This window comes from Janthinobacterium sp. LS2A (genome assembly GCF_036543145.1).
Lineage (GTDB): Bacteria > Pseudomonadota > Gammaproteobacteria > Burkholderiales > Burkholderiaceae_D > Janthinobacterium > Janthinobacterium aestuarii.
This window is the reverse complement of the sequence record NZ_JAZHPB010000003.1, coordinates 494,992-514,676: the sequence shown is the minus strand read 5'-3', so window position 1 is coordinate 514,676 and position 19,685 is coordinate 494,992. Positions and strand designations below refer to the sequence as shown.

The window sequence follows — 19,685 nt, the reverse complement described above, 5'->3', positions numbered from 1 at the left end:
AATAAGAAAAGCAGACTTGGAGTAGACGGATGGAAAACAGATTGATCATTATCGCTGCGGTCACGGTGGGCTATTTCGCCCTCATGTCGTACATTACCTATAGCGTGCGCAAGCATGCGAACAGCGCCGAGGGCATGACGGCGGGTGGGCGCAACTATCCCGCTTTCCTGATCGGCGCCTTGCTGCTGTCGGAATTCATCGGCAGTTCCGTCAGCATCGGCACGGCCCAGAAAGGCTATGAACTGGGCATTTCCGCCGCCTGGAATCTGGTGGCGTTGTCGCTGGGCTTTTTCCTGCTGGCCATCGTGCTGGTCAAAAAATACAAGGAAAGCGGGCAGTCGACGATTTCCGGCATCCTCGCGCAAACGTATGGCGAGCCCGTGCGCTATGCGGCATCCATCCTCACCATCGTCGCGCTGAGCATCGTTGCCGTGGCCCTGTACGCGAGCGGCGGCGCCGTGCTGGCGGCCGTGCTGCACATCAACAAGACGGTCGCCATCTTGCTGGTGGGCGCCATCACCGTGATCTATGTCAGCCTGGGCGGCATGCGCTCGGTCGTGTACACGAATTTCGCCCACTCCATCGTCAAATACCTGGGCGTGATCCTGGCGCTCGCGTATGCGCTGGAAGCAACGGGCGGCATCGGCGCGCTGCAGGCGCAGTTGCCGGCCAAGATGTTCAACTGGGTCGAGATCGGCTGGGGCCAGATCATCGCCTGGATGATCGGCGGCATCGGTTCCATCTTTGCCACGCAATACGTGATCCAGGCCCTGGTCAGCACGGACAACCCGGCCGTGGCCAAGCGCGCCTGCTATTACGTGTCGTCGCTGATGATCCCGTTCGGCCTGATGGCGGCCCTGATCGGCATGTGCAGCGCCGTGCTGTATCCGGGCATGAAGTCGATCGACGCGTTTCCCACCATGATCGCCCACATGCCGGCATTTTCAGCCAGCATCATGATCGTGGGCCTGGCCGGCGCCCTGTTCGGCGGCATTTCCGCCACCACGCTGGCATCGGCCACCCTGGCCATGAAGGATTTTTATGATCCCTGGTACAACAAGGCCAAGAACGACGCGAAATCGCTGATGTTCCTGCGCATCGCCATCGTCGTGGCGGGATTGCTGCCGCTGGTGCTGGCGCTGTATGCGGAAAAACTGCTGATGATCGCCTTCCTGGGCAAGGCCCTGCGCGCCACCCTGGCCGTGCTGGTGCTGATGGCCTTCTATGCGCCGAAATTCGGCACACCGCGCGGCGCCTTTGTCGGCGTGATCGTCTCGGTGATCGCCACGATTGGCTGGTTCCTGGCGGGCAATCCGTACGGCGTGGACAGTTCCTACCTTGCGCTGGCCGGCCCGTTGCTGACCATGGGCATCAGCCATCTGTTCAAGCCGGCGCATGCGTTGGCAAAGCCGGCATCGTCGTCGCGGCTGTAGCTTGCCCCAACCCTCAGACCAGTCCCGTCATGTAATAGATGGCAATGACGAGGAACACGGCCACCGTCTTGATGACGGTGATGCCGAAAATGTCGCGGTAGGACTGGCGGTGCGTGAGGCCCGTGACGGCCAGCAGGGTGATCACGGCGCCATTGTGCGGCAAGGTATCCATGCCGCCGCTGGCCATGGCCACGACGCGGTGCATGACTTCGAGCGGAATGTGCGCCTGCTGCGCGGCCTGGATAAAACTGTCCGACATGGCCGCCAGCGCGATGCTCATGCCTCCCGAGGCCGAGCCCGTGATGCCGGCCAGGGTCGTCACGGACACGGCCGCGTTGACGAGCGGATCGGGCACGCTGCGCAAGGTGTTGCTGACGGCAAGGAAACCGGGCAGCGCGGCGATGACGCCGCCGAAGCCGTATTCGGACGCCGTATTCATGGCCGCCAGCAAGGCGCCGCCCACGGCCGCCTTGGTGCCTTCGGCAAAGGCGGCGCGGATGCGCCCGAAGGCGGTAATGCAGACGAGCAAAATTCCCAGCAACAAGGCGCCTTCCACGGCCCAGATACCGGTCACGGCGCCGATCGACGTCGACACGGGCGCATGCAAGCCCGGCAGGGCCTCGGCGGTGAGCACGTAGCTGTCGCCATACCAGTGGGGAATCAGTTTGGTCAGCGCAAAGTTGGCCACGCCCACCAACACCAAAGGCGCCACCGACAGCAGCGGATGGGGCAAGCCGCCTACATCGGCCGTGGCCTTGTCGGCCTCGGCCCCATAACCTTCGCCCGTCGCCATGACGGAACGGCGGCGCCATTCAAGGAAAGCCAGTCCCATGATCACCGTCAGCACGGCGCCTATCGTGCCCAGCCATGGCGCGGCCCAGCCGGTCGTGTTGAAGAAGGTGGTCGGGATGATGTTCTGGATCTGCGGCGTGCCCGGTAACGTATCCATGGTGAAGGAAAACGCGCCCAGGGCAATGGCACCCGGCATCAGCCGCTTGGGGATATTGCTCTGGCGGTACAGTTCGGCCGCGAACGGATACACGGCGAACACCACGACGAACAGCGACACGCCGCCGTACGTGAGCGCCGCGCACACGGCAACGATCACGGCATTGGCGCGCGCACTGCCGATATAGCGAATGGCCGCCACGACGATGGACTGGGAAAAGCCGGACAGCTCAATTAGTTTACCGAACACGGCGCCGAGCAAAAAGACGGGGAAGTACAGCTTGATAAAGCCCACCATCTTTTCCATGAAGATGCCGCTGAACACGGCCGGCACGGCCGAAGGATCGGTCAGCAGCACGGCGCCGAGCGCAGCGACGGGCGCAAACAGGATCACGCTGTAGCCGCGGTAGGCGGCCAGCATCAGGAAGGCCAATGCGGCCAGAACTATCAGGAAAGACATCGGTCAGGCCCTTGCGCGAGAAGTGGTTAAGATATTAATAATTAAATTAATAACATACTTCTCGGCAACCCGCCAACGCGCAGGTCAAGGTGCAAGCAGTTCAAGCTGGCGCAGTGAGGGAGGAGGCTGGTCGGGGTGAGAGGATTCGAACCTCCGGCCTCTGCGTCCCGAACGACATTTTCGAAGCTTTGTTGCCTTTAAGACGGGTATGGCTACTGTACACCATCCTTTTAAAATCAACAAGTTATACTCAGATTCGGTCAGTTTCGGTTAGCTTCGCGAAGATGGGAATCTGTGTCAAATGACACAGATTTGACACAGATTTTGATGGCGGTATGGTCGTATACAAGTTTCTTTTTGAATATCCGTAAGTGTAACAACAAGCCGAGTGCAGCGCATTTTCCGCATATTTTCCAGGCTTTTCGGAGGCGTATAAACCTCGATAGCTATCCATGTAATTCATTACATGGACGCCAAAAAATGACCGCACCTTTCGTACCAATGACCAAAGAGGCAGTTGCAGCTGTACTTGACTGCACAACCCGTACTATCGAGAACCTCGTCAAATCCGGTGGGATTCCTACTCCTACATTACTAGCCGGGCGCGTCTTTTGGCATCCCGATGTCTTCTATTCATGGCTTGATAGGACGCTGCGTGGCGGCGGAACTGATGGTCATCGCAGTGACCAGTCCGTTGGCAGTACCAGCGACGAAGTCCTGGAGGTAAAAGTAACAGGACGTCCGAACTCAAGTGAAAAAAGCAATGAACCGGTTTCGCGGATGAAGGCAAAGCAAGCTGCTCGTATAGTCGTCCCTCAGGACGGAGTTACTCTCCGTGCCCCTTCCGACACGTAGCGGGCACCTTTTTAGGATGCACTACGCGCTGTGGCACCAGATGGCTATCCATCCACAATCCGCATCATCTACGCCATTTGCCTAGCCGGTGCCGCCTTCAATCACGCGCGCATGCCCTAGAACATGGGCTGAGCTATTGGCGCATTCTGGTGGAAACGAAAATTCGTTGCTTCAAGCTTCTCGGTGAGCGGGTGATGGTGAGGGACTTTGACCGCCAAGTCACGAAGTTGCAAGTACGCGCCGCTATCCTCAATCGATTAGCCCGACTCGGCACACCCACGACGGTGTCCACGGGATAACTCAGTCCGGGGGCAGGGTACGACGCTATCAATTTATTTGTGCAACATAGCCATCTGAATCGCTCAAAAAGCATGTTTTGAAAAGAGGCCCCACTAGGGGGCGAGTCTGCGAACCTCGGCACAGAATGTGAGTTGCTGGTCGACGGCATTTTGCTGTGGAATTTCGACCATAGAGGTGACGTAAACGTCGAGATTAACAATTGTGCTAATATTGCATAAAAAGTATTTAAAGGAAAATCTTGAGTAATCCCGTAATCGTGCTAGGCGATAAGACGAGCCACGGCGGCACCGTCGTCACCTGCTCACCGTTATCGGATACTCATGGCAAAGGCTGGGCTCGTGTCGGTGATATGGTCTCTTGCCCTCGGTGCAAGGGAGTGTTTCCCATCAGCCAAGGCGACACCAGCCTCATCGATGCGGGCCAGGCCGTGGCCTACCATGGCTGTAAGACTGCTTGTGGCGCCACGCTACTCTCGAGCCAGTTGTGCACCCTTACGACACCATCGGGCGGCGCCGCGCCGGGCGCCCACGGCAGTCTCCCACCAATGGCCTTGATGCAGGGCTTTGGTATTATCCACACCGGGTTGGCCAGCAGGTATCAAGATGAGCCCGTGGCGGATGAAACTGAACGCTTTCGCGGCCGCTTTCAGGTGGTCGACGCTACAACAGGTGACCCCGTGCGCAGCTTGGCTGTACGCGTACGGTCGACCGATGGCCAGTACATCACGGGCAGCACGGACGAGGAGGGCTTCACCCAGTGGGTGGAACGGGACGGCCTTGAGTCGCTTGCATTCGACTTGATTCAGGATGGTGACGCATGACGGGGCCGAATAACACCCCGCCCGCAGGGCAAGCGCCGTTGGCCGTGGGAGGCATGAGCATGGAAGGCGCCACGACCGTCGTGCCGATTAACAAGCCGCAGCTCGATTTTTCTGACAAGAAGGCCTTGTGCTCCGCCGTGTGCAAATGCCAAAGCATGCCGGCAATCGGTGCGGACGGCCGGTCGCTGAAACAAGAGTGCGTCTCGGCTCGGTTGAAAGCTCTCGATGTGGCCCTTGGCCACCGAAGTCCATACAAGGCGGAGTTCACATACGATATGACTAAGCGGCCGCCAGCGCCTTTTCTGGATAAGGACGTGGACACGAAAAGCAGAACCCTGTGGCCCGGCTGGACGAATGTCCTTTGGCCGAAAGACCCAAGCCGCCCTGTGCCTTATAAACCAGGCAAGGGCTACACACGGAGACCCGACGTCATTATCGTCAAGGACCCGACGAAACCTCCAACGCAGGACAACATCAAACAGGTCGTGGAAATAAAATTCCCTGGAGACCCGTTCCGTCCCGGTCAGCGAGAGGACTATATCGTCATCGCCGGAGACGAAATGAAAATGGTGCCGTTGGCATCTGATGAGTGCGACTGCGACCGGGCCGAGCTCGAGCCCTCAAAAATCCCGGTCGAGCAGCTCGCGAAGGCCGCCGCTCTTCTTAGGTTAATCTATATGGTTGTTGTTATAAAACGGCCGCCGCTTGGTGGCTTGCCAGCGTATTAAGGACTGAACATGACTGAATTACCATCGGACTTGCTGGAACTTCTGCGCGAGAACCCGGATGCAATGAATGTACCTGGGGGCTTGCTCACTAAGCAGGGACCACAGGACTATGTCGGCAGCGTGCCCGCAATCGCCGGCACGCTCTTCTTCAAGGATGCGCATCTCCCGGCGGTTCGCGATGCCATCAGCGCTTGTTTCGAAGAGTTCCAGGCCAAGGCTGAGCCTAAACTCACCTGGCTCTACCGGGAAGACCCGCCGGAAGGGCCGGATAAGATGGCCTACGCGGAGGCAAAACCGCTGAACAAAATGCTGGTGCGTATGGACGCAGACGATGCAGTGAGTTTTCATTACACCAGCGGTGTGCAGGCCCAGGACGCGGGTCCATGGGAGTTTCAGGTCGTCGGGCTCCCCGCTTGGCGGGCGGAAATGGGAGGCTGGGGCTTGTGCGGGCTGCGGTTTAGCATGCCCATTTTGTTCGTCGAAGAAAATCCCGGACTTTTCCAGACGCTCTTCGTGAGCTTCGCCCGACGCCTATGTGCCGTCCACGGGTATGGCGGCCACAGTCTAATACTGTCGGCCGCTCACTATGACGAGAACCAGGCATTCGAGGCATTCCTGACGTCCAAGCTCCGAGGGTTTGATGCCGGCAATCTTGTTAGCGGCGCAGTCAATGCGCACCTGGGCATTAAAACAGTAGGCTGGCTCACAGCGATAGACAATGATTATGTGGAAAAAATCGGAGGTATATCGGCCATTCGTTCGGCATTACCGATGGACTGGTTTGGCCTATTCGACTATGGGACTGGGCTTGTAATCCAGGGCGGCGCCCAACCCGAAGCCGCACCTGCTGACTCGCCGATACCCGCGCGGTTGGTGCTTCCCAATATGCTCCTCAAGCCCACTAGGACACCGAAAGTCCGGATGCATTACGCATCCGCTGGGAGCGAGCCACGGTTGATTGGCCGAGCTGCGGAGGAATGGCTGAACCGTTTCGATGTCGCGGACAATGAGCTAATGGCGTACAAGGCTAAACTGCTAGACGAGCCGAAATTTGCTGGGCTACCAGACCTTCCTACTCGCCTCTGATTGCTTAAAACAGCGGGCATTCGCCCAGGCCGACATGAAAAACCTCCACGGCGGTGAGCATGTGGAGGTGAGGTCTGGCGGTGCGCGCGCCGGCAACTTGCGTAAAGCCGACCGCAACCTTGCGGTTACTCGTCATCAGTTCTTCAACGCGCAATTCAATTGAGCGCAGTCGGTCTTCCTCGATGGCTGATGCGATAAGGCGTTGTTCTTCGTCGCCCCGGAGACGGCGGTCTCGTTCGTTCCAGTATTTTGGCCGACGTACCCCGTCCATCGGGTTCTCACCGATACGATATTTCCATACCTTTGTCGCGACTGTGAAGATGGCCCTGATGACGTCCAGCTCTCGGTCGACTGTAGACGGCTTGACGTCCTGCCTGCGGTCTTTCATGTAGTCTTCGATATCGGTGGTTTGGATGTTGGCGAAGGGTTTGCGCATCCATAGGATAGTTCCTGCGGGCTGACGCATTGAGTGATGCTTTGGGTTTTTTGCGCCGACATTGGTAGCCTTAGCTTTTATCTGGGCAACGCGTTTTTCCGCGCCGCCATTGAGGCCTTCCAGCCATCCTAAACATTTGTATTTTTCTGATTTTTCCCAACCTTTGTTCTTGGGACCTTCTTCTTTTATATAGCGTCGCAAGAGGCCCTCAAACGTTACTTGATGGGCCTTGGTGTAATCGATGAATAGTCCGGTGCGGCGCTCTGCCTCAATTCGGGCAATCGCATCTTCGGCCGCTTGAAGTGACTGGCAGGTGTAGCGAACGGGCTTGTAGCCCGCTTGCGTAATTTTGATGAGGAAGGCATTTTCCTTTTGGGTGAGGTAGGGTTTGTAATTTTGCTTGCCCAGTTCGATGGCGTACTGCTTGGCTTGAGCGAGTTGAGTGAAGGGCAATTCTCGGTGGAGGTCGTAGCGATTTTTGACTGAGACGGTGTAGCGGCTGCGGTTTTCGATAGTGGCCATGTCAGGTTTCCTGTAGGTGAAAACCCGTCTAGCGAGGCATTCGTGAAATTTATAGCCTTTCGTGAAAAAAAGCGGAAGTATTTTTCGTGGCACAGATTTGGCACAGATGGTGCCTAGACTGCGCAGTGCTGAAAAATCATGCCAGTACATCTCTTTGATTTTTAAGGGAAATATGGTCGGGGTGAGAGGATTCGAACCTCCGGCCTCTGCGTCCCGAACGCAGCGCTCTACCAGGCTGAGCCACACCCCGCTTTTCTTCATTACAGCAGATGGCGGAGCGGGTTTCAAGCGGCTGCATCAAGCTTGTTTGTTGCAAGCCTGCTTATTTCTTTTCCTGCTGCGCCTTTTTGATTTCCGCTTCGCTGACTTTTTTCGCTGGCGCATTCGTCGCTGGCGAAGTCGGGGCCTTGCGGGTGGCGTTGGCTTGGGCCATGACGGCGGCGCAGTCCGTGTCGGGGGCTTTGTCGACGTTGACCAGCGGCAGCAGGGCGGCCAGCGGCGTGACGGCGGTGGCCAGGGCCACGGCGGCGCCGGCTTTCAGGGCCAGCGGGCCTTTTTGCGGGCCCACGTCCGGGTTCTTGAACGTGCCTTTTGCGTACAGCGGCGTGCGCAGGGTGATGATGCGGGCGCCCTTGGTACGGGGGCGCACGTCGAGGTCCAGGGTTTCGGTGGCCAGGTTGACGTTGCCCGTGACATTGACGACGGCCGTGTCCGTGTCGAGCACGAAGCGGCGCACGTCGGCCTGGCCATTCGTGACGGCGAAATCGCTGGCCAGGCAGTTCAGGTGCACTTGCTTGTCGCCAAAGATTTTCACGAAGACGGCATTGGCCAGGTTCAGGCCAGCCAGTTCCAGCATGAACTGGCTGACGGAGCCTTCGCTGACGGTGGCTGCCAGCTCGCCATTCGCGCTGGCCAGCATGGCCGAGACGGAATTGCCGTGGCCCGTCAGTGCCGCGTCACCATACACTTCGCCGAAGCTCGCTTGCATCGATTGCAGCTTGGGAAACAGTTCGCGTATCTTGAGGTGGCGCGCCGCCACCTTGGCTTGTGCGGCGATGGTCTTTTGACGGCCGTCGAGCGTGATGTTCGAGGTGATATTGCCGCCGGCCATGCCGAAATTGAGCGGCGTCAAACTCAGCACCTTGTCTTTCATGCGGATGTTGGCGACGATATCGTTGAGCGGAATATCGTGCGTGCGCACCAGTTTCTTGCCCGTGAACTTCACATCGGCGTCGAGCGCATCCCATTTGGCCGTATTGAACTGTTCCACTGGCAAGGCTTTATTCCCGGGTTGCACGGGCGCCTTGCCGCGCGCCTGTTTGCGCGCATTGCTGTCGGCACCGATGGTGGGGCCCAGGTCTTCCAGGCGCAGCTGCTGCGACGCCACTTCGCCGCGCAGCAGGGGCCGCGGCTGGCGTGGCAGATATTGCAGGGTGCCGGCCAGGTCGCTCTGGCCCACCGTGCCTTTGAAATTCTGGTAGGTCCAGTTCCAGCTGGCACCGTCCTTCTTGCCCAGCAGGCGACCCTTGGTCGCGTAGTTCGGCGTTTCCGGCAGCAGCACGCCCGTCAGCGGGTACAGGTCCGCCATGCTGGCGCCAGCGAGGCTCAGCTGCAAATCGATGCCGGACAGCGAGCGCGGGTCCGTCAGCGTGCCATCGATGCTGGCCTTGTTCTTGCCCAGCACGGCATGCGCCTGCACGGGATACACGGTGTGGTTGTCGGTCAATGACAGCACGGCGCCCGCCTTGCCGCCGCCCGTCACGGGCGCCTTGCGGTAGCTGCCGCCCAGGGTGAAGGCGATGCCGTATTTCTGCACGGGCGCATTGCCTGGCGCATCGCCGGGCGTGGCGTCGGGCGCCGTCGAGCTGACCTTGGCGTGCACGTCGAGGGCGATGTCCTCGTCTAGATAGCGGATGACGCCGTCGCCGAAGGCCATGCGCTGGATTTCCACGTCCCATGCCGAAGGGCCGTTGTCTTTCAAGGTCCAGCTGTTGCTGCCATCGGCGCGCCGCTGCAGGGCAATGTTGGGCGCCTGGAGCGCCAGGTCCGTCAGTACCACGCGATGCTGCAATAGGGGCAAGGGATGGATGGCCACGTCGATACGTTTCGCGCTGGCCAGTTGCGGGCCGGCCGTCGCCCAGTCCGGGTTGCTCATGCGCACGTCCTGCGCGCTGATGACGGGGCGCGGCACATAGCGGCGCCAGCCCGACTCCGTCTTCAGCCCCTGCTGCCATTTCACCTGCAGGTCGCCGCCGATGACGAAGCTGCGGCCCGTGCTTTCCGACACCTTTTCGTTGATGTAGGGGCGGGCGCGGTTCCAGTCGAAGGTCAGCACGAAGATGACGACGATGGTGATCAGGGCGAGCAGGGCGGCCAGGCTCCAGCCGAGGATTTTGAGCGGGGTTGAGCGTGTCATGAGGTTGCCAATCGCAGTGATTTTTTCATCAAGGTAGACCGATAGGCCATAACAGTCGGTGCGCTGGGTTACGTAAGACACCTCGCTTGAAATGATTCAATAATTCGACTATTATTGAAATATGGAAAATGAAAACTCAATCGCGGCGCAAGCCGAGCCACTGACGAGCACGGCCGCCATCGCAGCCCTGGCCGCGCTGGCGCAGGAATCGCGGCTGGCCGTGTTCCGCCTGCTGGTGCAAGCGGGGCCGGAAGGCATGGCCGCGACGAAAATCGCCGAAGCGCTGGCGATCGCGCCATCGTCGCTGTCGTTTCACCTGAAAGAACTGGCGCATGCCAATCTGGTGACGGCGAGCAAGGCGGGCCGCTCCATCATCTACGCCGCCAACTATGCGGGCATGAACGGCTTGCTGGCCTTTTTGACCGAGAACTGCTGCGCTGGCGCGCCTTGCTGCGTCAACGAACCCACTAACTGAAGGACATCACGACATGACGATCACGATTTATCACAACACGGCGTGCGGCACGTCGCGCAATACTCTGGCCCTGATCCGCAACACGGGCGTCGAGCCCGTCATCATCGATTACGTCAAGCATCCGCCGACGCGCGAGGAGCTGGTCGACCTGATCAAGCGCGCGGGCCTGTCCGTGCGCGCCGTCATGCGCGACAAGGGCGCCCTGTACGACGAGCTGGGCCTGGCCAATCCCGAGCTGAGCGATGCTGCCCTGCTGGACGCCATGCAAGCCCATCCTATTTTGATCAACCGTCCCATCGTCGTCACGGAACTGGGTGTGCGCCTGTGCCGGCCGTCGGAAAAGGTGCTGGAGATTCTGCCGCTGCCGCAGCAAGGGGCGTTTGCCAAGGAAGATGGCCAGGCGGTGGTCGGCGCCGATGGCAAGCCGGTGAAATAGGCGGGCATGAAAAAAACGGCGCCATTGGCGCCGTTTTGTATTATGGAGAGTAAAACGCGATCAGTGATTGCGGTCCACGGCAAACGAGCACAGTTGCAGCATCGATTGCTTGTAGACGCTGTCCGGCCAGCCAGCGATGGCGTCGGCGGCGCGCTGGCCGGCGATTTCCGCCTGCTTGCGCGTGTAGTCGAGGGCGCCACTGCTGGTGATGGCCGTCAGGACGGTGTCGAAATGCTGTTCGTCGCCTTGCTCGATGCAGCTGCGCACCAGTTCGCGCTGTTCCGGCGTACCGTTTTCCATCAGCCAGATCAGCGGCATGGTCGGTTTGCCTTCGCGCAAGTCGTCACCCACGTTCTTGCCGATTTCGGCGGCGTCGCCTGCATAGTCGAGCACGTCGTCGATCAGCTGGAACGCCGTACCCAGCGAGCGGCCGTATTCGGCTGCCGCTTCGATATCGTCTTCGCTGGCACCGGCGATCAGGGCGCCCAGTTGCGCCGACGCTTCGAACAGCTTGGCAGTCTTCGAGCGGATGACGTTCAAATAGCTTTCTTGCGTCACGTCCGGATCGTGCATGTTCAGCAATTGCAGCACTTCGCCTTCGGCGATCACGTTGGTGGCGTCCGAGAGGATTTGCATGACGCGCATATTATTGAGCGACACCATCAGCTGGAACGAGCGCGAGTGCAGGAAGTCGCCCACCAGCACCGACGCGGCATTGCCGAACAGGGCATTGGCCGTCTGGCGTCCGCGGCGCATCGACGATTCGTCGACGACGTCATCGTGCAGCAGGGTGGCCGTGTGGATGAATTCGACCACGGCGGCCAGTTCATGGTGCGCCGTGCCGCGATAGGCGTGGGCATTGGCCACCAGCAAAATCAGCACGGGACGGATGCGTTTGCCGCCTGCGCTGATGATGTATTCAGCGATCTGGTTGATCAGAATCACATCGGAGTGCAACTTTTGGCGGATCACCGTATTGACTGCATCCATATCGGCGGCAATCGTTTGCACGATGGTGTTTTGGTTAACGTGTTTGTTAGCGTCAGACAAGGCGAACCTGCATTAGATTGTGGGTGCCGCGATTATACGACAAGGCTTGCGCGTGCGTGACGTTTGCCTATGACTGTAGGGCAATTGATTGATCTTGTTGGCACTGGCGCGCGTTTTGCTGTCCGCCTGGCGCAAGCCTGACATGACGGCCGGGTTGTCGACATACCACGATCATCGGCCTTTGTGAATAGTTTTTGACGCAATTTCTCAGTCCGTGTATAATCGCTGGTTCCCCCTGTTGTGTACGGCTTGCTTTGCACGGCAATGGGACAAATTCTTTCAACATTTGATGAGGTTTCAAATCATGTACGCGGTCATAAAAACCGGTGGCAAACAATACAAAGTTGTCGCTGGCGAAAAACTTAAAGTAGAACAGATACCGGCAGACATTGGTTCCGAAATCACCATCGATCAAGTTCTCGCAGTAGGCGCGGGCGACAGCATCAAGTTTGGTGCTCCATTGGTCGAAGGTGCAACGGTACTGGTTACGGTTGTGGCGCATGGTCGCCATGATAAGGTCAAAATTTTCAAGATGCGTCGTCGTAAGCACTACCAAAAGCATCAAGGCCATCGCCAGAATTTTACCGAAATCCAAATCGTTTCGATCAACGGCTAATCGCCGCTGTTTGAATTAATCAGCTATCAAGGAGTCTTAAATGGCACATAAAAAAGGCGGCGGCACAACGCGAAACGGCCGTGATTCAGAATCAAAACGTCTGGGCGTTAAAGTCTACGGCGGCCAAGCTATCAATGCTGGCGGCATCATCATTCGTCAACGCGGCACCCCAGTGCGCGCCGGCGAAGGCGTAGGCATGGGCAAGGATCACACGTTGTTCGCGCTGATCGCGGGCAAAGTGAAGTTCGTTGTCAAAGGTGCTGGCTCGAAGCAATTCGTGACCGTTGTACCTAACGCAGCAGTACCAGCGTAATTCATCGCGGAGCGCCAGTTCGCTCCGCAATGATCGCATGATGTAAGGCGCAAGCCTTCAATCGAAAGGCTCTGCCCAAGGTAGAGCCTTTTTAGTTTTATGGCGGCAAAATTATGAAGTTTATCGACGAAGCAAAAATCGAAGTCATCGCGGGCGATGGCGGCAACGGCTGCGCCTCTTTCTGCCGTGAAAAATTCCGGCCTTTCGGCGGTCCCGATGGCGGCGATGGCGGCAAGGGCGGCACCATTTGGGCAGTCGCCGACCGCAATATCAACACGCTCGTCGATTTCCGCTTCTCCAAAATGCACAAGGCTCGCAATGGCGAGCCTGGCCGTGGCGCAGATTGCTATGGCAAGGGCGCCGATGACATCCACCTGCGCATGCCGGTCGGCACCTTGATCATCGACAACGCGAGCGGCGAAATCCTGGCTGACCTGACCGAGCACGGCCAGACCGAAATGCTGGCCAAGGGCGGCGAAGGCGGCTGGGGCAATATCCACTTCAAGTCCTCGACCAACCGCGCACCACGCCAAAAAGGCGAGGGCAAGGAAGGCGAACGCCGCGAACTGCGCCTGGAATTGAAAGTGCTGGCTGACGTTGGCCTGCTGGGCATGCCGAACGCCGGCAAGTCGACCTTCATTTCGGCCGTCTCGAACGCGCGTCCGAAAATTGCCGATTACCCATTTACCACTCTGCACCCGAACCTGGGCGTGGTGCGCGTGTCGCACGAGAAGAGCTTTGTGATCGCCGATATTCCCGGCTTGATCGAAGGCGCTTCCGAAGGCGCGGGCCTGGGCCATCAATTCCTGCGTCACTTGCAGCGCACGGGTCTGCTGTTGCACATCGTCGACCTGGCGCCGTTTGAAACCAACGTCGATCCTGTCAAGGAAGCCAAGGCGCTGGTCAAGGAATTGAAGAAGTACGACGAGTCGCTGGTCGACAAGCCGCGCTGGCTGGTGTTGAACAAGCTCGACATGGTGCCGGAAGAAGAGCGCAAGAAGATCGTCAAGGACTTCCTCAAGCGTTTCGCCTGGAAAGGTCCCGTCTTCGAGATCTCCGCGCTGAACCATCAAGGTTGTCCGGAACTGGTGAATGCGATTTACCAGCATCTGGAAGAGAAGAAACACAGCGAAAGCCGTGCCGAAGAAACGCAGATGACCGAAGAAGCACGCGGTATCTCGTCGATCGACCCGGATGATCCGCGTTTCAAGATCCTCGACTAAGGCTTTATCCTGATGTCGGTACAAACGGTCGCTGCCGCGTCCGCGCGCAAGCAAGCGTGGCAGCGCCGTGTATTGCATCTGATCGCGTATGCTTACGGGCTGAGCGCGGTCGCCTTTCTGCTGTTCGCCGATGCAATGGCGGCCGGCATGGGCATCTTCCTCAATGGCGTCAATGGCTACAGCCAGTTCTACGCTACTCATGTCGGTGTCTGGGGCGCTACCGCGCTCCTGGCGCTGTTCGCGGCACGGCAGGGCGAACCGCCTGTCCTCGGCGATATCACTGCAATGTTGGTCCTGGCGCAGCCCGCCGGCCGTCTGTTCGCGGCCATCAGCTTCGGCTTGCCCCAGGGTTTTGTGTTGTTCATGTGCGCAATGGAGCTGACGGCGGGACTGGTCTTGCTGCTGCTGCGTCCTGCGCGCTGACGTCTATTAAGTGAAGAGCGCCGCCCCATGGATTCCGTGATTCAAAAAGCTACCCGCATCATCATCAAAGTCGGCTCCTCGCTGGTCACCAACGATGGCCGCGGGCTCGACCATGCCGCCATCGCGCGCTGGGCCGCGCAGATTTCCGGCTTGCGCGCCCTGGGCAAGGAAGTCGTGCTCGTGAGCTCCGGCGCGATCGCCGAAGGCATGCTACGCCTCGGTTTCGAGCAGCGCCCCACCGATATCCACGAATTGCAGGCGTGCGCCGCCGTTGGCCAGATGGGCCTGGCGCAAATCTATGAAAGCAGCTTCCGCGCCCACAGCCTCGGTACGGCGCAAGTGCTGCTCACGCATGCCGACCTGGCCGACCGCGAACGCTACCTCAATGCCCGCTCCACCCTGACGACCTTGCTGCGCCTGGGCGTGGTGCCGATCATTAATGAAAACGACACGGTCGTCACCGATGAAATCAAGTTCGGCGACAACGACACCCTGGGCGCCCTGGTCGCCAACCTGATCGAAGCCGATGCGCTCGTCATCCTGACGGACCAGCACGGCTTGTTCTCGGCCGACCCGCGCAAGGACCCGAACGCCTACCTGATCACGCAAGGCATCGCCGGCGACCCGGCCCTGGAAGCGATGGCCGGCGGCGCCGGCAGCAGCCTGGGACGCGGCGGCATGCTGACGAAAATCCTCGCCGCCAAGCGCGCCGCCAAGTCCGGCGCCCATACGATCATCGCCTGGGGCCGCGACAGCGACGTGCTCAGCCGTCTCGCCCAGGGCGAAGCGATCGGCACGGAGCTGCGGGCGCAAACGGGGCAATTGACGGCGCGCAAGCAGTGGATGGCCGATCATCTGCATACGGCTGGCGCCGTCGTGCTCGATGCGGGCGCCGTGCAAAAGCTGCGTCAGGAAGGCAAATCATTGTTGCCGATCGGTGTGACGGGCGTGAACGGCGAGTTCGGCCGCGGCGCCGTCATCACCTGCGTCGACGCGGACGGCGTGCCCGTGGCGCGCGGCCTGTCGAACTACACGAGCGGCGAAGCGCGCCGCATCATGCGCAAGCCGTCCACCGAGATCGAGTCCATCCTCGGCTACATGGAAGGCCATGAGCTGATTCACCGCGATAATATGGTCTTGCTGTAGGTCGGATTAGCGGAGCGTAATCCGACAACATTGTTGCCGCGTCCTGTCGGATTACGCGCTGCGCGCTAATCCGACCTACGACGTAATCACAGCGGCCCATTCGGGCCGTTTTTTTTTGACTACACCACAGCCGGCATCGGCGACTTGTCCTTGTAATCGCACAGGTCGGCGATCATGCAGTTCCAGCATTGCGGCTTGCGTGCCGTGCATGTGTAGCGGCCGTGCAGAATCAGCCAGTGGTGGGCGTCGTGCAGAAATTCTTTCGGTACAAACCTCAATAACTTTTGCTCGACGATATCGACATTCTTGCCCGGTGCGATGCCGGTGCGGTTCGAGACGCGGAAGATGTGCGTGTCGACGGCCATCGTCGGTTCGCCAAACGCCGTGTTCATGACCACATTGGCCGTCTTGCGGCCCACGCCGGGCAAGGCTTCCAGCGAGGCGCGGTCGCGCGGCACTTCGCCGCCGTGCTGCTCGAGCAGGATCTGGCAGGTGGCGATGACGTTCTTCGCCTTGGTGCGGAACAGGCCGATGGTGCGGATGTAGCTGGTCAGCTCGTCGACGCCCAGGGCTAGTATCTTGGCCGGCGTATTGGCGACCGGATACAGCAAACGGGTCGCCTTGTTGACGGACACGTCCGTTGCTTGCGCCGACAGCAGCACGGCGATCAGCAACTCGAACGGCGTCGTGTATTCGAGTTCCGTTTTCGGGGATGGATTGGCGGCGCGGAAGCGCGTAAAGATTTCCAGGCGTTTGGCGGCGTTCATGCGTCTTTTTTCGGCGTGTTGGGGGCTGGCGGGGAGGTGTCCGTGCTGGCGGCAGCGGCCTTGGCGCGCGCGCGCTCCATGGCGGCGGCGATGATGGCGCGCTTGCGCTCTTTTTCTGCCTGTTCATCTGGCGTGACGGGCACTTCCTGCGTCACTTCCTGCATCTTGGCGACTGCCTTGGCGGCCAGGCGCGCGTCGTTGGCCTCGGCTTCGCGGCGCAGGCGCTGCGTGCGGAAATCGTGGCGCACGCGCGCGTCATCGGCCTCTGCCTGGCTCCAGGCATCCCAGCCCGTGGCGTCGCCGCTGACCGGGTACATGACGATGCAGTCGACGGGGCAGGGCGCCACGCACAGGTCGCAGCCCGTGCACAGGCTAGTGACCACCGTATGCATCTGCTTGGCGGCGCCGACGATGGCGTCCACGGGACAGGCCTGAATGCACAGGGTACAGCCGATACACAGCGATTCGTCGATATAGGCGACAGATCGCGGACGTTCGAGGCCGTTGACGGGATTGAGCGGAATGACTTTTTTGCCCAGCAAGCCGGCCAGGCGCGCGATGCCTTGCACGCCGCCCGGTGGGCACTGGTTGATGTCGGCGTTGCCGGCGGCTATCGCTTCCGCATACGGGCGGCAGCCGTTGTAGCCGCATTTGGTGCATTGCGTTTGCGGCAGCAAGTCTTCGATCTGGTCGGCAAGTGAGGGAGAGGCGGGATGCGGCACGGTCATCTTCGATACGGTAAAACGCCATTATCGGCCATCCGGGGCGCGCACAAGTAAAAACCTGTTTCGCAAGAGGGGATAAGGTGTGTCATGGCGGGCTGTTGCAGGCGCGCCGCAATCGTATTTTATTTCCCTTGGGAATGTCAAAGTGCAAATAAACAACTTTGCAATTTCTTTTTTTTGTGGGAGCATGATTTTATCAAGTTAGTTATCAAAAGCCGACCGCCAGTCCTGTTGCCGCGCCTGCATTGCAATGCGCGCCAGGCCATAGGAGCCAAACATGCGTTTCCTCCGGACAGTTGGTTTGCCCTTCTGTTTGCTCATGCACTCTACACTTGCCCTTGCGTACGGGCAGGCGGCCTCGCCCATGGCGGCGCCGGGCGCTGCCAGCTCGCGCATCGTCCGCTTCGCGGCGGAAGACTGGCCGCCCTTCATTACCCGCAGCCTGCCTGCCGACGGCATGTCGGGCGCCATGGTCAGCGCCGTCTTCGAGCGCCTCGGCTATGCAGTCAAATATGAATATTTCCCCTGGAAGCGTGCCATGCAGTTTGGCCTGGCCAGCCCCCGCTACGCCGGGCTGCTGGCCGTCTGGCGCACGCCGGAACGGGAAAAGCTCTGCCACTTTTCTGTGCCGGTTGGCAATACGCAGGGCGTGCTGGCCTATTTGAAGGAAGATGGCGTGCCCGGCGCCACCCTGGCCGATCTGGGCAAGCTGCGCATCGGCACCGTGGCCGGCTATGCGAATGGAGAACAGTTCGATGGCATGGTGGCGCGCGGCGAACTGAAGACGGAAGAGGGCTTGAACGACGCGACGAATCTGAAGAAGCTGTTGATCAAGCGTTACCGCGTGATCGTCATCGAGCGCCATGTCCTGCAGCACTTGCTGATGGGACGCAACTTCAGCAAGGCCGAACGGGAACGCATCGCCATCATCGATACCGTCTTCAAGGAGCGCCCCGTCTACGTGTGCTTCCAGCGCGATGCCGAAGGTGCTGCGCGGCAAAAGCGCTTCAACGAGGCGGCGCGCGATATCGACACGGCCCGGCTGGAACGCGATTATTGGAAGCGGCTTGATCAGAGCCTGGCCACGGCCCCGTCCTCCCCTTGACGTGTGGCGCCGCTGTTGTACGTGCCTAAAAGAAAACGCCACGCCAGTGTGAACTGGCGTGGCGTTTTGATGGAGATGCCGTGTATCAGCCGTGTTTCTGAATGAATTCGCCGATTTTCGGGCAAATGATTTCGCGCCAGCGGCGGCCCGAGAAGATGCCGTAGTGGCCGCATTTCGGCGCCACGAAGTCTTGCTGCATCTCGGCAGGGATGCCGGAACACAAGTCATGCGCCGCCTGCGTCTGGCCGGCGCCGGAAATGTCGTCCAGTTCGCCTTCTACCGTGAACAGCGCCACGTTCGTGATGTCTTGCGGACGCACCAGCTGGCCGCCCACTTTCCACGTGCCCATCGGCAGGCTGAATTCCTGGAATACGGTTTTAATCGTTTCCAGGTAGTACTCGGCCGGCATGTCCAGCACGGCGTTGTACTCGTTGTAGAACTGGCGATGGCCTTCCGCCGGCTCGTCGTCGCCCGTCACCAGGTGCATGTAGAACTCGCGGTGGCTTTGCGCGTGACGGCCCGGGTTCATGGCGATGAAACCGGCGTGCTGCAGGAAACCCGGATACACCTTGCGGCCAAAGCCCGGATAGTTCGGCGGCACCGCGTAGATCACGGTGTTTTCAAACCACGAGAATTTCTTTTCCGTCGCCAGGTTGTTGACTTGCGTGGGCGAGCGGCGCGGGTCGATCGGGCCGCCCATCATCGTCATGGTTTTCGGCATGTGCGGATCTTTTGCCGTCGCCATCAGCGAGATGGCGGCCAGCACGGGCACGGTCGGTTGACAGACGGAAATCACGTGCAAGTCAGGCGCCAGCAGGCGGATGAATTCCTGCACATAATAAATGTAGTCGTCCAGGTGGAACGGGCCTTCCGTCAGCGGTACCATGCGCGCGTCCGTCCAGTCGGTGATGTAGACATCGTGCTCGGCCAGCAAGCCGCGCACGGTGTCGCGCAGCAGGGTCGAGTGGTGACCGGACAGGGGGGCAACCAGCAAAACTTTGGGCTGTTGCAAGCCAGTGGTTTCTTTTTTGAAGTGAATCAGGCGGCAAAACGGTTTTGTCACGACAACGTGTTCGCGGATGTCGACGCTCTCGCCTTGGACGAGAACGGATTGGATATCGAATTGCGGTTTTTCGTAGTCTTTGCCAAGGCGGTACATCAGCTCGTAGCCGGCTGCGATGCGTTGCGAAAACGGGGTGTGGGCCAGTGGAGAAACCGGGTTGGTAAATAACTTGGAGGACATGTCTGCCCATTGCATCACCGGAGTGAGGAAAGAGCGTTGCAGTTCGTGCAGTTGGTAAAGCATATAGAGTCCTTGTTTGATTCCAAGCGCCAATATCGGCTCAAATATCATAATCCAATTTTACGATATTTGTTGAGGACAAAATGTGCTTTACCGCGC

At 59.5% G+C, this 19,685-nt stretch carries 19 protein-coding genes, 1 tRNA gene and 1 pseudogene; 13 read left to right on the top strand and 8 right to left on the bottom strand.

Annotated elements, in window-relative coordinates; translation table 11 throughout:
* Nucleotides 1-41 precede the first annotated feature (41 nt).
* Nucleotides 42-1,433 (top strand): sodium:solute symporter family protein, encoded by a 1,392-nt coding sequence (locus tag V3C40_RS12465; protein WP_331777576.1) that lies wholly within the window; start codon nucleotides 42-44, stop codon nucleotides 1,431-1,433.
* A gap of 13 nt (nucleotides 1,434-1,446) precedes the next feature.
* Here the strand turns inward: V3C40_RS12465 and V3C40_RS12460 are convergent, their stop codons facing one another.
* On the bottom strand, nucleotides 1,447-2,841 hold the full coding sequence (locus tag V3C40_RS12460; RefSeq protein WP_331777575.1) for a GntP family permease: 1,395 nt from the start codon (nucleotides 2,839-2,841) through the stop codon (nucleotides 1,447-1,449).
* Between the two features lie 995 nt (nucleotides 2,842-3,836).
* Between V3C40_RS12460 and V3C40_RS12455 the strand changes: the two are divergent.
* From V3C40_RS12455 to V3C40_RS12440, 4 genes and pseudogenes are all read left to right on the top strand, one after another.
* A pseudogene (locus tag V3C40_RS12455) lies at nucleotides 3,837-3,995 on the top strand (IS5/IS1182 family transposase); the annotation flags it as partial.
* Nucleotides 3,996-4,234: 239 nt separating this feature from the next.
* On the top strand, nucleotides 4,235-4,816 hold the full coding sequence (locus V3C40_RS12450; protein WP_254798454.1) for a PAAR domain-containing protein: 582 nt from the start codon (nucleotides 4,235-4,237) through the stop codon (nucleotides 4,814-4,816).
* A 59-nt stretch (nucleotides 4,817-4,875) separates the two neighbouring features.
* Nucleotides 4,876-5,544 (top strand): VRR-NUC domain-containing protein, encoded by a 669-nt coding sequence (locus tag V3C40_RS12445; protein ID WP_254798456.1) that lies wholly within the window; start codon nucleotides 4,876-4,878, stop codon nucleotides 5,542-5,544.
* 9 nt (nucleotides 5,545-5,553) lie between these two features.
* Nucleotides 5,554-6,630 (top strand): type VI immunity family protein, encoded by a 1,077-nt coding sequence (locus V3C40_RS12440; protein WP_072454268.1) that lies wholly within the window; start codon nucleotides 5,554-5,556, stop codon nucleotides 6,628-6,630.
* 4 nt (nucleotides 6,631-6,634) lie between these two features.
* On the opposite strand, the gene V3C40_RS12435 is transcribed toward V3C40_RS12440, so the two are convergent.
* From V3C40_RS12435 to V3C40_RS12425, 3 genes are all read right to left on the bottom strand, one after another.
* Nucleotides 6,635-7,588, bottom strand: a complete 954-nt coding sequence (locus V3C40_RS12435) for a hypothetical protein (protein ID WP_072454269.1) — start codon at nucleotides 7,586-7,588, stop codon at nucleotides 6,635-6,637.
* A 173-nt stretch (nucleotides 7,589-7,761) separates the two neighbouring features.
* Nucleotides 7,762-7,838: transfer RNA gene (locus tag V3C40_RS12430), tRNA-Pro, on the bottom strand.
* Nucleotides 7,839-7,910: 72 nt separating this feature from the next.
* Nucleotides 7,911-10,004 carry an AsmA family protein gene (locus V3C40_RS12425; RefSeq protein WP_331777574.1) on the bottom strand — a complete coding sequence of 698 codons (2,094 nt, stop codon included), beginning with the start codon at nucleotides 10,002-10,004 and terminating at the stop codon, nucleotides 7,911-7,913.
* Nucleotides 10,005-10,125: 121 nt separating this feature from the next.
* Here V3C40_RS12425 and V3C40_RS12420 point away from each other — a divergent pair, with 121 nt between their 5' ends.
* Nucleotides 10,126-10,479 carry an ArsR/SmtB family transcription factor gene (locus V3C40_RS12420; RefSeq protein WP_319992349.1) on the top strand — a complete coding sequence of 118 codons (354 nt, stop codon included), beginning with the start codon at nucleotides 10,126-10,128 and terminating at the stop codon, nucleotides 10,477-10,479.
* 13 nt (nucleotides 10,480-10,492) lie between these two features.
* Complete coding sequence (gene arsC, locus V3C40_RS12415) at nucleotides 10,493-10,915, top strand: arsenate reductase (glutaredoxin) (RefSeq protein ID WP_219330051.1); 423 nt, start codon at nucleotides 10,493-10,495, stop codon at nucleotides 10,913-10,915.
* A 60-nt stretch (nucleotides 10,916-10,975) separates the two neighbouring features.
* Here the strand turns inward: arsC and ispB are convergent, their stop codons facing one another.
* Complete coding sequence (gene ispB / locus V3C40_RS12410; RefSeq protein ID WP_034754644.1) at nucleotides 10,976-11,965, bottom strand: octaprenyl diphosphate synthase; 990 nt, start codon at nucleotides 11,963-11,965, stop codon at nucleotides 10,976-10,978.
* A 304-nt stretch (nucleotides 11,966-12,269) separates the two neighbouring features.
* Here ispB and rplU point away from each other — a divergent pair, with 304 nt between their 5' ends.
* From rplU to proB, 5 genes are all read left to right on the top strand, one after another.
* Complete coding sequence (rplU, locus tag V3C40_RS12405; protein WP_034754730.1) at nucleotides 12,270-12,581, top strand: 50S ribosomal protein L21; 312 nt, start codon at nucleotides 12,270-12,272, stop codon at nucleotides 12,579-12,581.
* A gap of 40 nt (nucleotides 12,582-12,621) precedes the next feature.
* Complete coding sequence (gene rpmA / locus V3C40_RS12400) at nucleotides 12,622-12,894, top strand: 50S ribosomal protein L27 (protein ID WP_010395157.1); 273 nt, start codon at nucleotides 12,622-12,624, stop codon at nucleotides 12,892-12,894.
* A 113-nt stretch (nucleotides 12,895-13,007) separates the two neighbouring features.
* Complete coding sequence (obgE, locus tag V3C40_RS12395) at nucleotides 13,008-14,117, top strand: GTPase ObgE (protein WP_034754647.1); 1,110 nt, start codon at nucleotides 13,008-13,010, stop codon at nucleotides 14,115-14,117.
* 12 nt (nucleotides 14,118-14,129) lie between these two features.
* Nucleotides 14,130-14,540, top strand: coding sequence for a hypothetical protein (locus tag V3C40_RS12390; protein ID WP_331777573.1), 411 nt, complete (start codon nucleotides 14,130-14,132; stop codon nucleotides 14,538-14,540).
* Between the two features lie 27 nt (nucleotides 14,541-14,567).
* Entirely contained in the window at nucleotides 14,568-15,686 is a 1,119-nt protein-coding gene (gene proB, locus V3C40_RS12385) for a glutamate 5-kinase (RefSeq protein ID WP_319992351.1), read from the top strand.
* 119 nt (nucleotides 15,687-15,805) lie between these two features.
* Here the strand turns inward: proB and nth are convergent, their stop codons facing one another.
* A complete protein-coding gene (gene nth / locus V3C40_RS12380) occupies nucleotides 15,806-16,453 on the bottom strand; it encodes an endonuclease III (protein ID WP_331777572.1) in 648 nt (215 codons plus the stop codon).
* Nucleotides 16,450-17,181 carry an electron transport complex subunit RsxB gene (gene rsxB, locus V3C40_RS12375; RefSeq protein ID WP_331777571.1) on the bottom strand — a complete coding sequence of 244 codons (732 nt, stop codon included), beginning with the start codon at nucleotides 17,179-17,181 and terminating at the stop codon, nucleotides 16,450-16,452. The genes nth and rsxB overlap by 4 nt, the downstream gene beginning before the upstream one ends.
* A gap of 316 nt (nucleotides 17,182-17,497) precedes the next feature.
* Between rsxB and V3C40_RS12370 the strand changes: the two genes are divergently transcribed.
* Complete coding sequence (locus V3C40_RS12370; protein ID WP_235194277.1) at nucleotides 17,498-18,283, top strand: substrate-binding periplasmic protein; 786 nt, start codon at nucleotides 17,498-17,500, stop codon at nucleotides 18,281-18,283.
* Between the two features lie 85 nt (nucleotides 18,284-18,368).
* On the opposite strand, the gene V3C40_RS12365 is transcribed toward V3C40_RS12370, so the two are convergent.
* Nucleotides 18,369-19,589: a polyhydroxyalkanoate depolymerase gene (locus V3C40_RS12365; protein WP_072454276.1), complete on the bottom strand. Its 1,221-nt coding sequence runs from the start codon at nucleotides 19,587-19,589 to the stop codon at nucleotides 18,369-18,371.
* Between the last annotated feature and the right edge of the window lie 96 nt (nucleotides 19,590-19,685).